At 65.4% G+C, this 17,236-nt stretch carries 12 protein-coding genes, 2 pseudogenes and 1 riboswitch; of the genes and pseudogenes, 7 read left to right on the top strand and 7 right to left on the bottom strand.

From position 1 onward, the window contains the following. Positions 1-231 (bottom strand): annotated as a pseudogene (locus ASG60_RS06705) (voltage-gated chloride channel protein); the annotation flags it as partial. 23 nt (positions 232-254) lie between these two features. Further along, a riboswitch (Fluoride riboswitch) is annotated at positions 255-333 on the bottom strand. Between the two features lie 122 nt (positions 334-455). Between ASG60_RS06705 and ASG60_RS06700 the strand changes: the two are divergent. Next, positions 456-668: a hypothetical protein gene (locus tag ASG60_RS06700; protein WP_056384621.1), complete on the top strand. Its 213-nt coding sequence runs from the start codon at positions 456-458 to the stop codon at positions 666-668. Between the two features lie 9 nt (positions 669-677). Here ASG60_RS06700 and ASG60_RS06695 read toward each other — a convergent pair whose 3' ends face one another. Next, positions 678-1,622: an IS630 family transposase gene (locus ASG60_RS06695; RefSeq protein WP_056384619.1), complete on the bottom strand. Its 945-nt coding sequence runs from the start codon at positions 1,620-1,622 to the stop codon at positions 678-680. Positions 1,623-1,912: 290 nt separating this feature from the next. Here ASG60_RS06695 and ASG60_RS06690 point away from each other — a divergent pair. Both ASG60_RS06690 and ASG60_RS06685 read left to right on the top strand, forming a co-directional pair. Then, positions 1,913-2,428: pseudogene (locus ASG60_RS06690) on the top strand (IS3 family transposase); the annotation flags it as partial. Positions 2,429-2,704: 276 nt separating this feature from the next. After that, positions 2,705-3,721, top strand: a complete 1,017-nt coding sequence (locus tag ASG60_RS06685) for a hypothetical protein (protein WP_156398825.1) — start codon at positions 2,705-2,707, stop codon at positions 3,719-3,721. A 30-nt stretch (positions 3,722-3,751) separates the two neighbouring features. On the opposite strand, the gene ASG60_RS06680 is transcribed toward ASG60_RS06685, so the two are convergent. The 4 genes from ASG60_RS06680 to ASG60_RS06665 all read right to left on the bottom strand — a co-directional run bounded on the left by ASG60_RS06680 (position 3,752) and on the right by ASG60_RS06665 (position 10,303). Beyond that, entirely contained in the window at positions 3,752-5,179 is a 1,428-nt protein-coding gene (locus tag ASG60_RS06680) for an HlyD family type I secretion periplasmic adaptor subunit (RefSeq protein WP_056384615.1), read from the bottom strand. 194 nt (positions 5,180-5,373) lie between these two features. Further along, positions 5,374-7,056, bottom strand: coding sequence for a type I secretion system permease/ATPase (locus ASG60_RS06675; RefSeq protein ID WP_200947655.1), 1,683 nt, complete (start codon positions 7,054-7,056; stop codon positions 5,374-5,376). Positions 7,057-7,289: 233 nt separating this feature from the next. Beyond that, positions 7,290-8,984, bottom strand: coding sequence for a calcium-binding protein (locus ASG60_RS06670; RefSeq protein ID WP_056384611.1), 1,695 nt, complete (start codon positions 8,982-8,984; stop codon positions 7,290-7,292). Positions 8,985-9,256: 272 nt separating this feature from the next. Beyond that, a complete protein-coding gene (locus tag ASG60_RS06665) occupies positions 9,257-10,303 on the bottom strand; it encodes a radical SAM protein (protein ID WP_056384609.1) in 1,047 nt (348 codons plus the stop codon). A gap of 108 nt (positions 10,304-10,411) precedes the next feature. Here ASG60_RS06665 and ASG60_RS06660 point away from each other — a divergent pair, with 108 nt between their 5' ends. The 4 genes from ASG60_RS06660 to ASG60_RS06645 all read left to right on the top strand — a co-directional run bounded on the left by ASG60_RS06660 (position 10,412) and on the right by ASG60_RS06645 (position 14,590). Further along, the gene (locus ASG60_RS06660) at positions 10,412-11,605 is read left to right on the top strand and encodes a glycosyltransferase (RefSeq protein WP_082531645.1); all 1,194 of its coding nucleotides are present in this window, start codon (positions 10,412-10,414) and stop codon (positions 11,603-11,605) included. A 65-nt stretch (positions 11,606-11,670) separates the two neighbouring features. Then, complete coding sequence (locus ASG60_RS06655) at positions 11,671-12,465, top strand: 2OG-Fe(II) oxygenase (RefSeq protein ID WP_056384608.1); 795 nt, start codon at positions 11,671-11,673, stop codon at positions 12,463-12,465. Then, positions 12,395-13,324 (top strand): hypothetical protein, encoded by a 930-nt coding sequence (locus ASG60_RS06650; RefSeq protein WP_156398823.1) that lies wholly within the window; start codon positions 12,395-12,397, stop codon positions 13,322-13,324. The genes ASG60_RS06655 and ASG60_RS06650 overlap by 71 nt, the downstream gene beginning before the upstream one ends. A 180-nt stretch (positions 13,325-13,504) precedes the next feature. Continuing rightward, positions 13,505-14,590 (top strand): hypothetical protein, encoded by a 1,086-nt coding sequence (locus ASG60_RS06645; protein WP_162244779.1) that lies wholly within the window; start codon positions 13,505-13,507, stop codon positions 14,588-14,590. 260 nt (positions 14,591-14,850) lie between these two features. Here ASG60_RS06645 and ASG60_RS06640 read toward each other — a convergent pair whose 3' ends face one another. Continuing rightward, positions 14,851-16,902: a nitrate- and nitrite sensing domain-containing protein gene (locus ASG60_RS06640; protein WP_056384633.1), complete on the bottom strand. Its 2,052-nt coding sequence runs from the start codon at positions 16,900-16,902 to the stop codon at positions 14,851-14,853. Positions 16,903-17,236 lie beyond the last annotated feature (334 nt).

Below are 17,236 nucleotides of genomic sequence, written 5' to 3'. Positions count from 1 at the left end.
GACGGCGAAGCCCCCGAAGGGCAGCAGGAATAGGAGCCAGGGATGGTCGAAGCGCGCCTGGGTGGCCTCGTCGAGGCTCCACAGGAACGCGGCGCAGAGGGTCCCCACGGCGACGGCCATCGGCACCAGGATGGCCGACCAGCGCGCCACCGAGATGGCGTGTGACCGGCGTGTCCGCAGGAAGCCGGCGAGATCGAGGTCGTGAAACAGGTTTTGGAACGACGCGCGCATGAGTCCTCCAATTCGCAAAAGCGCGAAAAGTAGGAGTCATCAGCCGCATCAGGGATCGGCGGTTCGGCTCAAGGCCCGGCAGACACCATTACCGTGGGAGGCTTATTCGCGATTGCCTCCCGGTGGTCAATCCCGGGGGATCGATGAAGGTCGGATGCGACGAAATCCGTGAACGGGTCGGCCGGCGGTGATAGGAGCGGGCGGGCCGACCCCGGGACCCATTCATGACCATCTCGTGGCTCGGTGCCCTGATCACCTTCCAGGTGACCTTCACCGAACTCTTTATCGCCGCCTCGGTGATGCTGACCGGCGCCTACCGGTTCGGATGCACGCTGATGGGTATCGAGCTGTTCGGCGCGACCCATGGGGTCTACCTCGCGGTGGCCTGCTTCCTAGCTTACCTCTGCTCGGGCTATAACGGGATCTACCTATCCTAGTGCACTGACTCAGACGGATGGTTCAGGGGTTCGGTTGAGAGCGTCGAAGATGGCAGCGGCGGGTTTGGTCCAGACGAAGGGTCTGGACCTTTCCGATGTCGGGGTGAAGTGGAAAGTCCATCGCGGATGGCGGGCGAGCCAGGCGCGGACCTTCGGGTGCTTGTGGCTGCCGTAGTTGTCGAGCACCGCGTGGATCACCTTGCCCGCCGGCACGGCGGCCTCGACCGCGTTCAGGAAGCGGATGAACGCGCCATGGCGATGGCGCTGCATGCAGCGGCCGAGCACGGTGCCCTCCAAGACGTTCAAGGCGGCGAACAGGGTTGTGGTGCCGTGACGGCTGTAGTCATGGGTCTGGGCGGCGGGATGCCCTGGTYYGAGCGGCTGGTCGGGACGGGTGCGCTCCAGGGCCTGGATCTGGCTCTTCTCGTCGATGGAGAGCACGACCGCATGGGCGGGCGGATCCATGTAGAGGCCGACCACATCCTCGACCTTCTCGGCAAAGGCCGGATCGTGGGATCGTTTGAAGGTGCGAACCCGATGCGGTTGCAGGCGATGCGCCTGCCAGATCCGCTGCACGGAGCGCAACRAGATCCCGGTCTGCTGGGCGACGGCGCGCCCGGTCCAGTGGGTCACCTCGCCGGGGGGCTCCGAGCAGGTCAGCGCCAGCACCTTGGCCACCGTTCGGGTCGGATGGGGTGGGATGCCTGGCGGGCGGGTCCTGTCGCGCAGCAAGCCTTCGACGCCCTCCTCAGCAAAGCGCTGCTGCCAGCGCCAGACGGCGGGCCGACTGACACCGGCCTGCCGGGCCACGTCCTGTACGTTGAGACGCTCGGCCGAGAGCAGAACGATACGGGCCCGCAGGATGTGTTTGAGGGGCCGTGATCGATCCCCGGCGATCTCGGTCAGCTGTGACTGGGCGGTGTCATCGAGGAGCACGCAAACGGTCTGGGCCATCGCACAGACGCGCACACGTCACCCACCACGTGAATCCTCTGATCGCGTCAGTGCACTAGCGGGCGGTGTCATCGAGGAGCACGCAAACGGTCTGGGCCATCGCACAGACGCGCACACGTCACCCACCACGTGAATCCTCTGATCGCGTCAGTGCACTAGAACCCCGATCGAAGGATTTCATCGCCGCAGCTTGGCAACAAGCTCTTCAGCCGTATGCTTCTTCCGTCCCATGATGACACCCTCCACATGGCGCAAATCCATACCTCGGGGAGGACCACTTTTCACGGGGCAGGCCAAACCGGCAGTTCAAGGCCGCGTGCCCGAACAGATCGTGGGTCGCGGATTTTACCTACCTGGTAACCTGGGGCGGTTTCGTCTACGTGGCCTTCGTGATCGACGTCTTCGCGCGCCGAATCGTAGGCTGGCGTGTATCGCGCTCCGCCCGGGCCGACTTCGTGCTCGATGCCTTGGTGCCGGCCCTGCACGAGCGTCGCCCCTCCACCGGTAGCGGCCTTGTCGGTCATTCGGATCGCGGCTCGCAATACGTGAGCATCCGCTACACAGAGCGCTTTGCCGAGGCCGGCATCGAATCCGCCGTCGGTAGCGCCGGAGATTCCTACGATAATGCGCTCGCCGAGACGGTAATCGGCCCGTTCAAGGCCGAGGTGATCCATCGGCGCGGACCATGGCGATCATTCGAGGCCGTCGAGTATGCCACCCTCGAATGGGTGAATTGGTTCAATCACCGCAGGCTGCTCGAACCGATCGGCAACGTGCCTCCCGCCGAGGCAGAAGCGCGCTACTAGACCAAGGCCGAGGCACAAGCCTTGGCCGCCTGACCCAAACCAAATGGCCTCCGGGAAACCCGGAGCGGTGCAGTGGCGTTTGGCCTGCCACCGTCTGAGCCTTGGCTCAGTTCGGGCAGGCGCTTGGGATCGTTCAAGAGCACTGGTATCGGTGAACAGGATCCCAACCCGGGATGGTGAGGTGAGTGTGGAATGAGCGTGACGGGATCCGGATCTGAGCGCCCGCGGCGGACCCTCGTCCTCGTGATCGGGATGCATCGCAGCGGGACGTCCACCGTGGCGGGAGCGCTCGGCGTGCTCGGAGCGACCATGCCGGCAACGGGGCTCGGGCTGTCCGACGACAACCCGAAAGGGCATTTCGAGCCGAAGGAGATCGTCGCGCTGCACGATCGGGTGCTCGCCTCGGCGGGTATGCACTGGTGGGATTGGGCTGCGTTTCCAGACACTTGGTACGACTCGCCGGCCGCCCAGCCCTTCGTCGACGAGCTCGTCGACATCGTTCGGGCGGAGTTCGGGGACGCGCCGCTCTTCGTTGTGAAGGATCCGCGGACTTGTCAGTTGGTGGCGTTGTGGCGGCGGGTGGCAGCTGTGCTGGACCTGGAGGTGGTGGCGGTACTGCCGTTCCGGCACCCGGACGAGGTCGCCCGGTCGCTCCATGCGCGCGACGGGTTTCCCCTGCCCAACAGCCATATGGCGTGGCTGCGGTATATGCTGGAGGGCGAGCGCGGGAGCCGGGGTCTGCGCCGGATTGTCGTGCGTTATGAAGACCTTCTGGCCGACGAGCGCGGTGAGATGCGGCGCGTCGTCGACGCCCTGAAGCTCCCCCTGCCCCGCCTGGCGGAGGCGGATTTCGCGGCGCTCGGGGCCTTCGTGGACCCCGCCTTGCGGCGCAGCCGGGCCGAGTCCGGCAGCCTCGAACACCTGCACGAATGGCTCCGCGACGCCGTTACGGCCTATGCACGCGGAACGGCGCAAGCCCCGGATGGAACGGCGCAGGGCCCGGACTCAGCCATTGTGGACCGGGTGCACGCGGCGTTCGGAACGGCGTGCGGTGCGTTCATCCCGGCGCTCGCCGCGACGAACAAGGGTTTCCAGGACGCACAGGAACAGAACTACCGGATTCCCGGCCTCGTGGCCGAGATTGCTGCGGCGCAGCAAAATCTTGTTGCGGCGCAACATGAGCTGGCGCAGCGCGACGTGCGCATCGCCGAACTGGAGGCCGAGCGGGCGGCGGCCCAAAAGAAAACGGCGCCGCTGGGATGGCTGCGGCGCCGTTCGACCGATCGTCCCTGAGGGGAGCGCCGAGCGCTCCCCAACGCGCGCCTAGCGCTCCTTGAGGGCGCCCTTCAGCGAATCGCGGACCGGGCTGGTGACGTAGTCGAGGACCGTGCGCTCGCCGGTGCCGATCATGGCGGTGGCCGACATGCCGGGGTAGAGGCGAATGTGCTTGACGAGGTCCTTGAGGGCCTCGGGCTCGATGGAGAGCTCCACGGTGAAGTAGGGCTCGCCGGTGCGCTGGTCCTGCTGGCGGTCGGCCGAGACCTTGGTGACGGTGGCGGGGATCGGCGGCAGCTGGCGCGCCTCGTAGGTGGCGAGCTGGATGTGCGCCTTCATGCCTTGGGTGACCTCGTAGGCCTCGTCGGGCTTGAGCTTGGCTTCCACCACCAGGGGGGCGTCGGTGGGCACGAGGTCCATGAGGCGCTCGCCGGGGGTGACGACGCCGTTCTTGGTGAACTGGGTCAGGTTCAAAACGTAGCCGTCGTCTGGGGCGCGGACCTCGACCATGTCGAGGGTCTCGCGGGCGGCGTGGAGGCGGGGCAGCGTGTCGTTGATCTTGGCCTGGACGTCGCGGAGCGCTTCGGCCACCTCGGCGTAGCGGGTCTGGCGCATGCTGGCGATCTGGAACTCGGATTCGGACATCAGCTCCTTGGTGCGGGCGACCTCGGAGATCTGGGCGCCGCGGTTGCCGACGAGTTCGGCGGCCGAGCGTTCGAGCTGGCGCACCCGGGCCTTCGGCACCAGGGCTTTCTCGTACAACGACTGCACGCCCACGAGTTCGTCCTGGATCAGGGCGGACTGGCTCTCGATGGACTTGATCGTGGCGTCGAGGCCGGCGAGGCGCGTCTGCGACTGGTCCATGCGCTTGCGCAGCACGTCGAACTGGCTCTCCATCGAGGCCTTGCGGGTCTTGAACAGGTTCTCCTGGTCGCGGATCATCATGGCGATGTCGGGCTCGGACGCCCGGGCCACGATCTCCTTCGGCAGGGTGATGCTGTCGGCGCCGTCGCGCTCGGCGTAGAGGCGGGCGCGCTGCACCAGCAGACCGTCGAGGCCGTTCGACAGCACCTCGGCCTGGGCGCGCGGCATGGCGTCGTCCATGCGGATCAGCACGTCGCCCTGCTTCACCACGGCGCCTTCCTTGACCAGGATCTCCCGGACCACGCCGCCGTCACGGTGCTTGATGGTCTTGCGGCTCGATTCGACCCGGAGGTAGCCGGGGGTGACGATGGCGCCGTGCAGGCTCGCCACCGCCGACCAGACGAAGGTGCCGAGGACGAACACCACCACCACGGCCATGCCGGCGACGATGGGCTTCCTCACCCGGGCTTCGAGTTCGCGCAGGATCTCCGCCTCGTCGGCGGAATGCGGGATGGGGGCGGCCGGCGCCAGGGCGAAGGCCGGCATCTTCACGGGCACGATCCGCCCGATGGCGGTGCCCACGGTCTGGCCGAGATTGGCGGGGAGTTTCATCGGGGCTGCCTTTTCGGGCGATCGGTCTGAACCGTGTGGTGGGGCCGCTCTGCGGCCGATGTTGGGCGCCCCTCCCTCCCCTTGCGGGAATCCCTAACGAAGCAGGGATCGGGCGCGGGTCCCCCTCTCCTTCCAGAAGAGGGAGTCCCGGCTCGGCTCCGAGGTGCCCTGCCGTGTGGCAGGTGCGGGTGGCCCTACCCCTGCGCCACGGCCGGCGGCGGGGCGGCGCGGGTTTCGGCGGTGCCGGGGACGCCGGCGGGCTGCATGAGCTGGCCCAGGATCACGTCGCGGTCGCCGAACGACTGGACCTCGCCGCCGCGCACGAACAGGATCTTGTCCACGTGCCGGAACACGGACGCCCGGTGGGAGACGATGACCACGGTGACGCCGCGGGCCTTGAGGGCGCCGAGCACGTCGAGGAGCGCGGCCTCGCCCTCGGTGTCGAGGTTGGCGTTGGGTTCGTCCAGCACCACGAGGCTGGGGTCGCCCAGCAGTGCCCGGGCGAGGCCGAGGCGCTGGCGCTGGCCGACGGAGAACACCGTGGTCCCGGAGGCGCCGAGCTCGCTCTCGTAGCCCTTCTCCAGGCGGACGATGAGGTCGTGGATGCCGGCGTCCTGGGCGGCGCGGGTCACGGCCTCGTCGGACACGTCGGTGCGGAACCGGGCGATGTTGTCGCGCACGGTGCCGGTGAACAGCTCCGTGTCCTGGGGCAGGTATCCGACATGGCGGCCGAAGGCGGCGCGGTCCCACGCATGGACGTCCATGCCATCGAGGCGGACATGGCCTTCCGTCGGCTTCCAGATGCCGATGAGCATCCGCGTCAGGGTCGACTTGCCGGCGCCCGAGGGGCCGATGATGCCGAGGGCTTCGCCGGGCCGCAGCGCGAACGAGATGTTCCTAAGTAGTGGCGCCTTCATATTGGGTAGCTGGAAGGTCACGTTCTGGATTTCGAGCAGACCAGAAGGGCGCGGCATCGCCGTGGTGATTGGGTTGGGCTCGTAGTTATCAAGCAGTTTCGCCAGTCGCTTGTAAATCTGTCCAGCTTCAACAAGGCCTTGCCAAGATCCAGCGACACGCTCAAATGGCGCAAGAGCTTTAGATGACAGTATCATGTTAGCGAACAGAACCCCTGGCCCGATCACTTGTTTCAAGACTAGGAACGCTCCTAATGCCAGAACCATAATCTGAATCAGCATGCGAGTGAACTTGATTAAGTCGCCGATCAGTCCCGCTAATTCGCTCGCATGAGCCTGTCCGTTGATAAGAATTTGCCGATCAATCTGCCACCGCTTGGTTAGAGCGGGTAGCATCCCAAGCGCACGCACAACTTCAGCATTGCGTAAGGCCATGTCTGTGAAGGTGTAGCCACGACGTGCGGCGTCATTCACTTGAGTAAGTGCTTTGCGAGATACACGATCTTGTAGAACTGCGAGTCCTAATAGTATCAGGCCACCAAACAAGCATAGTATACCAACCCATGGATCTATAAAGAATAAGGCAGCCATAAAAATTGGCGCCCATGGCAAATCGAAAAAGACCGCCATACTACTGCCGGTCATGGTTTGCCGGAATGCATCAAGGTCACGAACAGATTGGCTTTGCGTTCCAGTATGATTGAGTTCTCCAGAAAATAGAGCACCAAAGACATGGCTTGCCATTTGGCGATCAAAAAGAACGCCAAAGTTAATCAAAACACTGTTACGGTAATGATCGAGGAACGTCGAGACAATGAACGCACCCGTTACGCTTACGGCCAATATAATAAGCGTCGCAATACTTTGGCTAGCGAATACACGACCAGAAAGCTGGATCATGTAAAGCGGTAGCGCGAGATAGAGTATATTGGTCACGAAACTAAAAATAAACGCGTAGGCCATAGGCCTAGTTGCTGTACGAAGGGTCTGGTCGAGTAAGTTCGTCTTTGGCGAAGGCATGTCAACTATGTTCCTGGGTCAAGTTTAATGCTCACGTTGACAGCCGTCCGTGATCATTCACGCAAGGCATATCTCAATCATATAAATGATTATTTGCCTTGGCGAAATTTGGGCAGAGCAGACAAAAAAGGGGGCGGTAAAACCGCCCCCTTCTTCCAGCTGCTGAGGTCTAAATATTAGACAACAGTGATCAGAGCAGCAGTGGCAGCCGATGCCTGCGAAACGCCCGTCAGCTTCACAGCGAAGTCAGTTGCTGCATCGAAGGCGTTTCCACCAACGAGAGCAGCCGAGTTGTTAACAACAACGTAGGTATCGCTATTGAACACCACAACACCGACAGCTCCGGCAGTTCCGGCGGCGTTTGCCGATCCGGTACCAGCACTCGCAGCAGCGTTGAGCGCAGCCTGAAGAGTACCGAAGGCGGTGGCCGGCGCAGCGATGGCAATCGGAGCGCTGGTGGTCGCAACGATGGGGGGGCCAGCAGCAGCAGGACCGTTAACAACACCGTTGTTGATCTGGAGGGTGTCGTTGCCGGTACCAAAGTCAGTGATCGTTACCGTGAGGCCGGTTCCAACTGCGCCGAGGGTCGCACTATCAGCAGTGCTACCGATCCCGAAAGAGTCGTTACCAGCGCCGCCAGCAACCGTGGTGAAGCCCCGATCAGCAGTCGCATTGAGAACGTTGATCGAGTCGTTGCCGTTACCAAGGAATACGTTGGTTACGCTAGCGCTGTTCGCAGCAACGGCGGTACCGCCAGCCACGACGCCAGCAGCGGACGAAAGAGTACCGGCGGTGTTCACGACGACGGTGTCGTTTCCACCAGCAGCATAGATGAAGGTCGTTCCCTGACCCGAGAAGCTGATGACGTCAGCGCCATCGGCCGAGTCAGCAGCGGAAACGCCACCATAGATCGTTGTAGAACCGCCATTACCGGAAATGGTGATCGAGTCAGCACCGGTCGTCGAATCGTTCTGGTCACCGAAAGCAGTGATCGAGACCTTGATCTCTCCGCCGGCCGTTCCGCCAGCAGCGATCGTGATTCCATCAGCACCAAGGCCACCGTGAACAGTCACGTTCGAGGTCGAATCGAGAGCGGTGCCCGTACCAACGTTGATGGTATCGTTGCCGGCGTTACCGAAGATGTTGACCGTACCGCCACCATTGAAGGTGATCGTGTCAGCGCTGTCGAGCGAGTCGGCCGCACCCTGACCACCAAAGATTGCCGTGTTGGCGTTGGCGCCCGTGTTAAAGACCGAGATCGTATCGGTGCCTTCACCGCCGTAAACTGCAAACTTTGCGTTCAAGTTGCCGGCATTAGCGAGGGTGATGGTATCGGCCTGCAGGCCGGCAGCATCATTCTTGCCACCGAAGACAGTCACGAAGCTGGTGGAGTCGAAAGCGCCAGCCGCAGCACCAGCCTGCGTAATGGTGTCAGCACCGGCGTTTCCGTAGACCAGGAAGCTGCCCTTGCCGCCGATCTGGATGGCATCCGCCGTATCGTTCGGATCCGAGACACCCAGGCCGCCGAAAACGGTCTTGATGCTGGTAGCCGTGCCACCGCCGCTGACGTCGATGACGCCTGCACCGGCGTTCGGAGCGAAGATGAGTGCGTTCGGCGTGGTGGAAGTGATGGCAGCCGTCGATCCCGACGAGAAAGTGCCGCTCGCAAGCTGCACGCCCGGGAGTGCGGTAGAGCCGTCGGCAAGCGAAGCGCCCGTAACGGTGAGGGTCGTGCCATTGGTGTAGGTGATGACGACGTTGCCGCCGACCTGGGCCTCGCTGGTGAACAGAGCAGGGTTGGCGGTGATGAGAACGTTGTCGGACTTGGCGGCGGTGACGTTAGCCGTCCCGTCGAAGAAGAAATTAGCCATAAAGCTCTCCTGGGGTCTTCTACAGAAATTCGCTTCGCAGCCCGGCTATTCTTGCCAGTGCCTCGACACCCACCGCGGGGACCCCTTCGAGAGGAGTGTTCCGTTTAAGGTTGGGCTCTTTTTTCAGAGAACCGGGCGCGGTGCAACCGGATTTTGGGTTAACCGCACAGGCCTCTGAAATCCTCAAATTCGTGTTGTGGAAGTATCACAGAGTTCCGCCTGAATGGGACGTTCAGGCAATGAACAAGCCCATGAGCCGGCTTGTTTTTTTCTCAGTAATGGATTTTCCACTCGTCGTACCGCTCGTCGAGGGCCGCGAGGTCCTCGAAGCGGTAGCGGTAGCGGTGCTGGTTGGCGCCGCTCTTCTCGTAGTGCGTGTGGAACTCGACGGTGTTCACGTTCTCCGTATCGCACTGGCACGAGGAGAACGGACAGGGTGCGGGCCCGTCGCGCAGGGTGATCTCGGGTGATTCGGCGAGGTTGCCGAGCGACCCGTGGTATTTGCCCATGCCGCAGGGGGTGACGACGCCCATGGGGTCGATGAAGATCGCCCGGTAGCCGGCGTTGCAGGCGCCGGGGCGCTTGGCGTTGAGCAGGTATTCGTAATCGTGCCGCGAGTAGATCATCGCCTTGATCTGCGCGCGCTCGGCGTCCGAATACGCCTGCGGGTACCACTTCTCCTGGTGGGGGCCGACGAAGGGCTGGATGAACACGTCGACGCCGCGGGCGTTGAGGCGGGCCTTGTAGTCGGCCAGCACGTCCAGCGCCTCGGGGAACGCCACCATGATGACGGCGAAATCGTAGCGGCGGTTGAACTCGGCCGCCTTGTCGAACCACGCCTCGTGGTCCTTGATCTGCTCGGGGTGGAAGCTCGCCACCATGGCGATCTTCGCCTCGTCGAAGCCCTGGAAGGTCTTCTCGAACTGCGGCACCGACAGGGTGAGGTTGGTGATGAGGTTGAGGGCGTGGAGGTTCGGGCTCTGCGACAGGGTGCGGGCGCCGTCCACCAGATCCTTGGAGACGAAGAACTCGCCGCCCACCCCGATGCGGATGTTCACCGCATAGGGCAGCTGCGCGATGTTGTGCATGACGCGGCGGTAGCGCGCGGGGTCCCACTTCGAGGTCGGCGGCTTCTGGAACGTGGTGCCGTGGCCGGCCACGCAATAGGAGCAGGCGAGGTTGCAGGTGGGGTAGTCGGTGTAATACCGGATGTTGAGGGGCGGCAGGGTGGTGGCGGCCTGCGGGGCCACTCCGGGGGCCTCGGCCGGAACCAACTTCGCCGCGGGTTTCGCGAGGAAACGCGAAAACAGGTGTTGCATCGGTCCTCGGTCCCTCGTTCGGTCCCCGTCGCTACAGGGCGCAATGGCCGAGAATGTGGCGGTGCGCTATAGGGCGCGTCGATTGTTGAGCCGCTGAAAGTTCCGCGCGTGTCGAAAAAGCCCGTACTCGCCTTCGTGCATCAGAACATCCCGGCGCAGTTCCGCAACCTCGCCCCCGCGATGGCGGCGGCGGGGAACGACGTCTACTTCATCACCGCCGGGCAGGGCGAATCGATGGGGACGAAGCGGGTCCAGTACCAGATCGACGTCAAGAACGAGATGCCGGTGATGGCGCAGTTCACCTACGCGCAGAAGGTCACGAAGGCGCTCCTCCACCTCCAGACCGAGCTCAAGGTGGTGCCGGACCTCATCATCGGCCACGTGGGCTGGGGCGAGCTCCTGTACGTCAAGGACCTCTACCCGAAGGTGCCGGTGCTCGGCTATTTCGAGTGGTATCTTCGCGCCCAGCCCCTGGCCTCGTTCTCCCCCACCGAGCCCGTGGACCGCGACGCGCCGTTCGTGTTCCGGATGAAGAACACCGCCAACGTGATGTCGGCCGAGCTGTGCGACGCCGGCCTGACGCCGATGCACTATCAATATGCGAGCTATCCGGCCTCGATCCAGAAGAAGCTCAACGTGATCCACGACGGGATCGACACGGTGTCGATCCGCCGCCCGGCCCGGGGCAAGCTCACTCTCCCCGACGGGCGGGTGCTCACGAGCGCGGACGAGGTGGTGACCTATGTCGGGCGCGGGTTGGAGCCCCTGCGCGGCTTCCCTACCGCCATCCGGGCCATCGCCGAGCTGTGCAAGACCCGGCCGAAGGCACATTTCGTGATCATCGGGGCCGACGAGCCGGCCTACGGCAACCCGCTGCCCAACGGCGAGACCCACCGGCAGCGCCTGCTCGCCGAGCTGGAGATCGATGCGAACCGCGTCCACTTCCTCGGGCGGGTTCCCTACACCACCTTCCTCGACGTGCTCTACGTGAGCGCGGCGCACATCTATCTGACGTACCCGTACTTCCTGTCCTGGTCGATGCTGGAGGCCATGGCGGCCGAGTGCCTGGTGATCGGCTCGCGCACCCCCCCGGTGGAGGAGGTGATCGTCGACGGCCACAACGGCCTGCTCGTCGATTTCCACGATGCCCACGCGTTGGCCGAGCGGGTCCGCGCCGTGCTGGAGCGCCCGCGCGACTACGACGCCATCCGGCTGGAGGCGCGCCGCACCATCCTCGAGCGCTACGACCTCCACGGCCATTGCCTGCCGCGCCAGAAGGCGCTCATCGCCTCCCTGTTGTGAGCGTCACGATTCCGCCACGGCGCGGACCGACATCGCTTGCCCCACCCTTTCGAGACATCGCGTCGATGCTGAACCTCTTCAAGCGAGCGGCCCCGGCTCCCCTCCCCCCTGTGGGCGAGCCCTTCTTCAAGTTCGAGGACGCGTTCCTCCAGGAGAAGGCGGCGCATTACGCCGCCGGCTACAACGGCGCGCACCCATTCCCGCACGTGGTGATCGACGACTTCCTGCCCGCCGACGTGGCCGAGCGCATCCACGCCGCCTATCCGGGGGTGGACGATCCGGTGTGGTTCGACTGGAAGGCGGGCGATACGGTCAACCAGCCGAAGAAGCTCGGGGTGCGCCACGCCTCGCGGATGGAGGGCGCACCGCCGCTCATCCACAACATGTGCTACGCGTTCAATTCGTACACGTTCCTGCACTTTTTGGAGACGCTGACGGGCCTCAAGGACCTCATCTCCGACCCGTGCCTCAACGGCGGCGGCATGCACCAGATCCTGCCGGGTGGAAAACTCCGGGTGCACGCGGACTTCAACATGATCGAGCCGTTCGGGCTCTACCGGAAGCTCAACGCGATCCTCTACCTCAACAAGGACTGGGACGAATCCTGGGGCGGCGACCTCCAGCTCTGGAACCGCGACGCCACCAAGTGCGAGGCCCGGGTGATGCCGCACTTCAACCGGCTCGCGGTGTTCAGCACCCTGTCGACCTCGCATCACGGCCACCCCGAGCCGCTGGCCTGCCCCGAGGGGCGCACCCGCAAGTCCCTCGCGTTCTTCTACTATTCGCGCCATGCCGAAGAGGGCGACGCCACGCCCCGCACGGTGCAGTGGCAGTCGCACGAGGAGAAGTCTCCTGTCTGAGGCCCTTCCGCCGCTCAACGGACGCTATCCGGAGTTCCTCCTCGCCGAGCGCGCCCGCGCCGCCGCCTCCACGGACCTGCGCGAGCGGGCGCGCTACGACGTCGAGGCGCGGCCGTTCTACCTGTTCGGCCTGCTGACGGCGGCTGATGTCGCGCGCTTTTCAGGAATAGACCACGTGGCGGCCATTGAGTTCGGCGTCGCCGAGGGCGCAGGCCTGCGCGCCCTGTCGGAGCTCGCCGCAAAGGTGACGGCGGTGACGGGCGTCCGATTCACCATTTTCGGCTTCGACACCGGAGCGGGCCTGCCGCCCCTGGTCGATGTGCGAGACCATCCCGAGATCTGGCAGGCGGGCGACTTCCCGACCCGCGACCCCGAGGCGCTGTCGGAGCACGCCACCATGGTGTGGGGCGACATCGCCGAGACCCTGCCGGGCTTCATCAGGGGGCTGACGCCTGCGATGCCGGTGGGCTTCGTCAGCGTCGATGTCGACATCTACCGCTCCAGCGTCGACTGCCTCACCCTGTTCTCGGAGGCGAAGGCCGATTGCCTGCTTCCCGTGGTGCCGGCCTATTTCGACGACACCATCGGCGGCCCGGCCCGCATCGGCAGCCTGTTCCGCAACCGCTGGTGTGGGCAATTGCTCGCCATCGACGAGTTCAACCAGGGCGCCTCGGCGTCGCGAAAGATCGATACCTTACGCACCCTGCGCTACCGGCGGCCCTTCGTCGACGAGCCCTGGCTCGAACAGATGTACGGCCTCCACGTCCTCGACCACCCCCTGCGCCAGCCCGGTGCGACGCGTCCGGCCTTGAGCATCGGCGGTCACGCGGCCGAGGACCGGATGACTTGGCCTCTATGAGGTGACTTGGCCTTTGTAAGGTGATCTGGCCTCTGTGAGATGGTTCGGCCTCTCTCGGATCAGCCCGTCCCCTCGAGCGGATCGGAGCGGCCATCACGACGTGGCCCCCGAGGCTCGACCGCCAAGGCTTGGCCGTTCTGCTCTGGGGTTGTAGAACGGGGCAACAGGAGTAGCCCCCGCGTGTCGCATCCGTTTTCCCGGCGTCCCGATTGGACGGGATTGTGCGACGAGCTCTTCGGATTCGGCACCGGTGTCGGCCTCGATCCGGATCCGCAGGCGCGACTTCGTGCGTACGTTCGGAGCTTGGCACCGGCCGCACGACTCGATGCCTCGCTCTGGAGCGACTATGCCGAACTCTACGGCGAGAGTCTCGCCGACCTCGCCGGCGACGACCCGGTGCGTGCGGCGCGTGTGGAGGAACGGCTCTACGCGACGCCCCTGACCCACGGGTTCCTCCAGGGCCACATGGTCCACGAATCCCTCACGTCCAATCCGGCGGCGCGCCTCCATGTCGGACGGATCATCCTCGATCGGCTCGTACGCCTCTCGGAGGCCGTCGGTGCCGGGCGCGTCCAGAGCCGTGAGCACGGCCAGACGCAGTTCGTCCTCGACGGACTCGATGCCCTGTTCGCAGCCATCGAGGATCGGATCGGGAGCGACCTGACCCCGCCCCGCCAGGCCGGCGAACTGTTCGGCGTCCAACTCGCCAAGGGCACGTTTTCCGATCGGCACTTCGACGGGATCTATGGGGCTTTGCGCGCCCACCGGATCGCCCGCGATTTCGGGATTCGGTCTCCCGCACTCCTCGAGATCGGTGGCGGCTCCGGCCACCTCGCCTATTACGCCCGGCGGATGGGCTGCGAGCGGTTCGCCATCATCGACCTGCCGCCGGTCCTCGTGCCGCAATACATCCTGCTCGCCACCGCGTTCGGAGCGGACGTGGTCGGCTTCGGCCACCGAACCGAGCCCGGTATCGCCCTGGTGAACGCCTACGCGGGAGGCGCAGACCGGTTTGCCGATTGGGATGTGGTGATCAACATCGACAGCATGCCCGAGATGGCGCCGGCGGATGCCGGACGCTACCTCGACCGTATCCGCCCCGGCGGCCTGTTCCTCAGCATCAATCAGGAATCCGCCGTCCAGAACGGCGACCACCGCCAGAATGTCGTCGCGGACCTCGCCCGCGACCGTGGGTTCCGCTGCCACGCCCGCATGCCGGCCTGGCTCCGCACAGGATGGGTCGAAGAAGTCTTCCAGGCCCCTTGACGCGGACCTGAGACCCGGATTGATCCTGGGTCTCGGCCCTCGACGTGCCGAAGGCCCCCGATCTGGGGTATCGAAGGATCGGGACGTCGATCGGGAGTTCCCGAGCTGCCAATTCTCGGCACGGGGTCTCATACCGCCTCCGGTTGATCATCTCGGATCGAACGGTCGTGTCGGTGCTCCCTCTCCTTCCAGGAGAGGGGACCGGCGTTTCACCACCCTGCCGAACTGATCAAGCGGAAAGCGTATCGTTCCCGTTCGGTTCACGCCGCCCGTACGGTGGCGAGGAACCCGTCGACCTCGGCGCGCAGGCTCGTGGCCTGACGGGCGAGGTCGCTGGCGGCGGTCAGCACCTGGTCCGAGCCCGAGCGGGCGGACTCCGCCGCCTCGCTGACGCCGGCGATGTGGGTCGAGACCTGGCGGGTGCCGTCAGAGGTGAGGATTGTTGTGCGGGCGATCTCCTGGGTGGCCGCGTCCTGCTGCTGGACCGCCGCGGCGATGTCCTGCGACAGGGTGCTGAGGCGTTGGATCACCGTGGCGATGCCCCCGATGGTCTCGACGGACGCCGAGGTGGAAGCGGTGATCTCCTGGACCTTGGCGGCGATCTCCTCGGTCGCCCGAGTGGTCTGGTTGGCGAGTTCCTTCACCTCGGCGGCGACCACTGCGAAACCTCGGCCAGCGTCGCCGGCCCGCGCGGCCTCGATGGTGGCGTTGAGGGCGAGCAGATTGGTCTGGCCGGCGATGCTGGAGATGAGCCCGACGATCTCGCCGATGCTGCCGGCCGCCGCCGCGAGGCGGCGCACGTCCTCGCCCATGCGGGCGGTATCGCGCTCGGCCTGGGCCGCCACCGTGGCGGAAGTCTCGACGCGAGTGCCGATCTCGCGCACGGAGGCGCTGAGTTCCTCCGTCGCCGCCGCAACCGTATCGGCGCTGAGTGCCGCATTCCGCGAGGTGCTGGCGACGGCGCCGCTCAAGGTCGAGGTATCGTTGGCCGCCTGCGACAGGGCGTAGGCCGCGCCTTCGAGCTGGGCCGAGGCCGCCGAGACCGCTTCGACGATGCCGCCGGCCCGCGCCTCGAACCCGTCGGCGAGGGCGAGCATCGCCTGGCGCCGCTCGGCCGCCGAAGCGTGCGTCAACTGCTCGGACTCCGCACGGATGCGCCGGCCCTCGCTCAGGCTGTCGCGGAACTCGGCGGCCGCGCGAGCGATGGCCATGACCTCGCGGGGGCCTTTCGTGGGAAGCGGGCCGGCATCCGCGCCGCGCCCGATAGCCGACAGGGCATCGGCGATCCGGGTGAGCGGACGGGCGATGGCGGTGCCGAAGCCGAAGGCGACGAGGCAGGACAGGGCGAGGGTCGCCACGCTGGCGCTCAACCACAGGACGGCGCTACGCTCCACGCCCGAACGTGCCGCTGCCGCGGCGCGCCCGAGATCGTCGACGAGTCGATCCTCGATCCCCTTGAGCGCGTCGATGCGCTGCGTCGCGGCGGTGAACCAGCCCGGTGCATCGGTGATGCCGAGGGGTTGGCCCGGGATCGTCGCCAGGACGATCGCGCGCTGGCGCTCGACCTCCCGGGCCGCCGGGCTCGTGGCGACGGCGTCGAGGAGTTCGGCCTGCGCGCGATCGGCGGCGAGGCGGAACAGGGTTTCGTGGATCGCCTGACCGGCGCCGAGGGCCGTCAGCCGCGAGAATCCCGGCAAATCGAGCTGGCCGCTGCCGATGATGGCGGCCCCGGTCGCACGCTCCTGGCCGGCGAGTTCCTTGAGGGACAGGAACGACGAATAGGCCGAGACGCGGGCGCTCAGGGCGGCGTCGTCCGCGACCTGGGACATGTCCCGCACGAGGTCGAGGGCCTTGGCGATGAGATCGGTGTAGGCCGCGAGGTTCTGGGCCGGGCTGCGGGCGAGGGTGTCCACCGCCTGACGGTGGGCGGCGAGACCCGCGAGGGCGGCGGCGAGGGTTCTACCCCTTAAGGCGAGTCCGCCGGCGGCGCCCGTCTCCATCGAGGCGTAGCTCGTCATGAGACGCTCGCGGCTTGCATCCGTTCGGCCGCGCTGGGCGTCGAGTTCGGCGCGGAACCGGATACCCTTCGATCCGAGATACAGGCTGGAGGCGCCGCGTTCGCGCTGGGCCTCGTGCACGAAACCGCCGGCATGACCCGCGAGGCCGAGAAGGCGCTCCACCTCGACCATACGGCCGCGCTCTTCGATTCGCCCGGAGAGCGCAATGCTCGCCACCACGGCGAAGGCGAGGCACGGCGCCAGGGCGACGAGGAGAATTCGGCCGCGGAGGGACGAGAGAACGGAACCGAGCATCGGAGCAACCCAGAAGAAGAAGTCCCGCTCTGACTGCATTACGAATGTAAACGTCGTGTTTGCGCACGATGAAATGCCTAATTTTTAATCCTAATTGATGCAAACTTCATCGCACGTCGAGGCGAACAATACCGCGAACCGATGCTTCGTTTGGTTGTGATCCACGGATTTGACTCGCCACATGATTGCGTGCGGTGCGGTTTCAGTGATGAACCCTGGTAGCCGTGCGGGTGGGGATGGCCCGCGACTCGCGGATGGCGTGCGGCCAAGGTCCGAGGAGGACCACCCACGGGGCCGTGCGGACCGAGCGTGGCCGATCGGACCATCGCAGCGT

This window comes from Methylobacterium sp. Leaf469, from assembly GCF_001424745.1.
GTDB lineage: Bacteria > Pseudomonadota > Alphaproteobacteria > Rhizobiales > Beijerinckiaceae > Methylobacterium.
Note: the sequence above shows the minus strand (reverse complement) of the source record. Positions and strands in the feature narration are given on the sequence as shown.